Origin of the sequence: Vibrio sp. OPT41 (genome assembly GCF_015163595.1) — a bacterium.
Taxonomy (GTDB): domain Bacteria; phylum Pseudomonadota; class Gammaproteobacteria; order Enterobacterales; family Vibrionaceae; genus Vibrio; species Vibrio alginolyticus.
Genome location: NZ_JADDYH010000014.1, coordinates 318,269 through 322,703, shown reverse-complemented (window position 1 = coordinate 322,703; position 4,435 = coordinate 318,269). Strand labels below are relative to the sequence as shown.

Genomic DNA, 4,435 nt, shown 5'->3' with positions numbered 1-4,435 from the left:
CGTGGCTATCCGAAACTGGCTGAAGCGTTGGAAGAGATTCCAACCTTAATGGGGACGTTCGATAAACCGAAATTCTTCCGTTTAGATACCGATTTATGTGCACACAGCTCTCGTGGCGTAAAAGGTTGCGAACGGTGTGTGGATGCTTGTCCGGCAGGGGCACTATCGAGTGAAGGCAGCGACAAAACGGGCCATCGCATCGAGATCAACCCATACCTATGTCAAGGCGTGGGTACTTGTGCTACAGCGTGTCCGACAGAAGCGATTCATTACGCACTGCCAAACCCTGAAGATACGCAAAAGTTTATTGAACGTACGCTCGCCAACTATGAGCAAGCGGGTGGTTTAGATCCTATCGTATTGATTTGCAGTTCTCGCCACGAGAGCTACAACGTGATGGCACTAAAAGCACTGCCAGATAATGTGATTCCAATTGTGGTGGAAGAACTGCCTTCGGTTGGTATTGATACTTGGTTCGCCGCGCTTGTGAATGGTGCTACTCAGGTGCTGTTTGCGGCTTCACGTTTTATGCCTCAAACCATTATTCGTGTGCTTAATAGCGAAGTAGGTATTGCTCAAGAGCTGCTCGGTCAGCTTGGTATCGCCAAAGAAACCATCGACATTCTGTATCTAGAGTCACTACGTGAAGGTGCTCCGACACTTTGTACCGAGTCTTTTGATTTGGCATTAGGAGACTTGCAAGGCAACAAACGTCAGCGTCTATTTACGGCGTTGGATGCGTTGTCCGCATCACGTATTCCAGTTGAGAACATTGTTGAACTTCCAGCGAACGCACCTTACGGCACAGTCTCTTGTGAAAGTAAAGGTTGTACGTTGTGTATGAGCTGTGTGGCGGTGTGTCCAACACGTGCATTGCATACGGACGGTCGATCTCCGTCGCTTAAATTCGTCGAGCAAGACTGCATTCAATGTGGGCTGTGCGAGAAAGCGTGTCCAGAGAAAGTGCTGACGCTTACTCCTCGTATGAACTGGGTGAAAGAAGAACGCCAGAAAGCGGTTGTGATTCATGAAGAAAAGGCAGCCGAGTGCATTCGTTGTCACAAGCCCTTTGCTCCGCAATCGATGATCGACATGCTACAAAACAAGTTACGCGGTCACTCTCATTTCTCTGATGAAGCGGCGATCAATCGTATCGCGATGTGTGAAGACTGCCGTGTGATCGACATGTTTGAGTCGATGGCAGAAGACCCAATGAAACAATTAAAATACTAGGAGCTCGCAGTGGACACACAACAAGAACAAACACTGAGAACAGACATTTATCTCGTTCTATCTGCACTTTTTCGTAGTGCGCCTAGTGATGAAATGCTGGCGTTCCTGAAATCGCTAGAAATTGAACCGTCTGAGAGCGCGATGCAAAAAGCTTGGCTCGCACTGCAACAAGCCGCGAACGAAGCGCAGCGAGAAGCGTTAGAAGAAGAATATCAAGATCTGTTTATTGGCATTGGACGTGGTGAAGTTGTGCCATTCGGATCTTGGCATCGCACTGGCTCGATGATGGAAAAACCGTTAGCGGAAATTCGTCGCGATTTGGATCTTTTAGGCATCGAACGAGAAGAGAACGTGAAAGAGCCTGAAGACCATATTTCTGCACTGTGCGAAGTGATGGCAATGCTGACAGGTGAAGAGGAAGAACTTCAACAAGCGGTGTTTAACAAACACATTGCTCCTTGGTTCCAATCTTTTACGCGCCAACTAGAGAGCGCCGAAAGCGTGAACTTCTACAAGCCAGCTGCACAGCTTTGCGATGCATTTTTAACGTTAGAGCAAGTCCGCTTTAGCGTGAACACCAAAAGCAGTAAGAACAAATTAAAAATTGATGTGAAAAACGTCACTGATTACGAGTAATCGAGCAGTACTTGGTCATATCGATAGAGAGGCATGAGTCTCCAAAGATCTACCGTAAGGTAAGGAAGCAATGATGAAAGATAATAAAGAAATAAACACAAGCCGTAGGGATCTCCTAAAAGGCTTCACAACCGCTGCCGTTGCCGGTGCTGTTGTTGCGGGAACCACGAAAGTGGCCGTTGCTTCAGAAACGGTTGAGCCTTCTGAAAACGACGTGAAGAAGAAAGGGTATCGTGAAACTCAACACATTCGCGATTACTACGACACACTTTAGGAGATAACGGATGAAACTTGTCAAACGCTCCGACAGTGTGAGCAAAGAAACGAACCAGCTTGGCGTATCTCGTCGTGCATTCATGAAAAACACTTCGCTTGCCGCTGGTGGCGCAGTGGTTGGTGCTAGTCTATTCGCACCGGGAATGATGAAAAAAGCGCAAGCAAAATCAGTCGATCCAGAAGCGAAAACAGAAGTAAAACGTACTATCTGTTCTCACTGTTCAGTGGGTTGTGGTATTTACGCAGAAGTTCAAAATGGTGTTTGGACGGGTCAAGAGCCTGCATTCGACCACCCATTTAACGCCGGTGGTCACTGTGCAAAAGGTGCAGCACTGCGTGAACATGGCCACGGTGAGCGCCGTCTTAAATACCCAATGAAGCTTGAAAACGGTAAGTGGAAAAAGCTTTCTTGGGATCAAGCGATCGAAGAAATCGGTAACAAGGTGATGGACATCCGTAAAGAGTCCGGCCCTGATTCGGTTTACTTCTTGGGAAGCGCAAAGCATAGCAACGAACAAGCGTATTTGTTCCGAAAAATGGCATCACTTTGGGGTACGAACAACGTTGACCACCAAGCGCGTATTTGTCACTCAACAACCGTGGCGGGTGTAGCGAATACTTGGGGTTACGGTGCGATGACCAACTCTTTCAATGACATGCACAACTGTAAGTCGATGCTATTCATTGGTTCAAACCCAGCTGAAGCACACCCAGTAGCGATGCAGCACATTCTGATCGCAAAAGAGAAGAACAACTGTAAGATCGTCGTAGCGGATCCTCGTCGTACACGTACGGCAGCAAAATCGGATCACTATGTCTCACTTCGTCCTGGTTCTGACGTAGCATTCATTTGGGGTGTGTTGTGGCACATCTTCGAAAACCAATGGGAAGATAAAGAGTTCATCCGTCAACGTGTATTCGGTATGGATGAGATCCGTGCTGAAGTGGCGAAATGGACGCCAGCAGAAGTTGAGCGCGTAACAGGCGTAAGCGAAGAAGACGTTTACCAAACAGCAAAACTGCTTTCTGAAAATCGCCCGGGCTGTATTGTTTGGTGTATGGGTGGTACTCAGCATACTACTGGTAACAACAACACACGTGCTTACTGTGTGCTTGAGCTAGCGCTTGGAAACATTGGTAAATCAGGCGGCGGTGCAAACATCTTCCGTGGTCACGATAACGTACAAGGCGCAACCGACCTTGGCGTGCTCTCTGACACGCTACCGGGCTACTACGGCCTTTCTGAAGGCGCTTGGCGTCATTGGTCAAAAGTGTGGGAAATCGATTACGAATGGATCAAAGGTCGTTTCGATGACAACGCTTATAGCGGTCAGAAACCAATGCACAGTGCAGGTATTCCTGTATCTCGTTGGGTTGATGGTGTACTGGAAAACAAAGACAACATTCGTCAACGCGAAAACATCCGTGCAATGTTCTACTGGGGACACGCAGTGAACTCTCAAACACGTGGTGTTGAGATGAAAAAAGCGATGCAGAAGTTGGACATGATGGTGATTGTGGACCCATACCCAACGGTTGCTGCGGTAATGAACGACCGTACCGACGGCGTTTACCTGCTTCCTGCAACAACACAGTTTGAAACACACGGCAGCGTTACCGCATCTAACCGCTCTCTACAATGGCGTGATCAGGTGATTGAACCTTTGTTTGAATCAAAACCAGACCACGAAATCATGTACCTGCTTTCGAAGAAACTGGGCTATTCCGATCTTCTGTTCAAAAACATCCGTGTTGAAAACAACCAGCCGGTGATTGAAGACCTAACGCGTGAATTCAACAAAGGCATGTGGACGATTGGTTACACAGGCCAAAGCCCAGAGCGTTTGAAAGCGCACCAACAAAACTGGCATACGTTCCACAAAACCACATTGGAAGCGGAAGGTGGCCCTGTCAACGGTGAAACCTATGGTCTACCTTGGCCATGCTGGGGCACACCAGAAATGAAACACCCAGGTACACACATTCTGTACGATACGTCTAAGACGGTTGCAGAAGGTGGCGGTAACTTCCGTACGCGCTTTGGTGTGGAATTTGAAGGCAAGAGCCTTCTTGCAGAAGACAGTTATTCGAAAGGCTGTGAAATCAAAGACGGTTACCCAGAGTTCACTGACAAGTTGTTGAAACAACTTGGTTGGTGGGACGACTTAACTGCTGAAGAGAAAGTGGCAGCAGAGGGTAAAAACTGGAAGACTGACCTTTCTGGCGGTATTCAGCGTGTCGCGATCAAGCACGGTTGTATTCCATTTGGTAACGCGAAAGCGCGTGCGAT

The 4,435-nt window shown here is 47.9% G+C and carries 4 protein-coding genes; all 4 read left to right on the top strand.

The genetic code is table 11. The features are described from left to right. The coding region (locus IQP38_RS05095; RefSeq protein ID WP_228009993.1) for a 4Fe-4S dicluster domain-containing protein at positions 1-1,233 on the top strand (1,233 nt) is incomplete at its 5' end. 9 nt (positions 1,234-1,242) lie between these two features. Beyond that, on the top strand, positions 1,243-1,869 hold the full coding sequence (locus IQP38_RS05090; RefSeq protein WP_017820684.1) for a TorD/DmsD family molecular chaperone: 627 nt from the start codon (positions 1,243-1,245) through the stop codon (positions 1,867-1,869). A gap of 73 nt (positions 1,870-1,942) precedes the next feature. Beyond that, positions 1,943-2,143, top strand: coding sequence for a twin-arginine translocation signal domain-containing protein (locus IQP38_RS05085; RefSeq protein ID WP_005377542.1), 201 nt, complete (start codon positions 1,943-1,945; stop codon positions 2,141-2,143). Between the two features lie 10 nt (positions 2,144-2,153). Then, the coding region (locus tag IQP38_RS05080) for a molybdopterin-dependent oxidoreductase (protein WP_228009992.1) at positions 2,154-4,435 on the top strand (2,282 nt) is incomplete at its 3' end.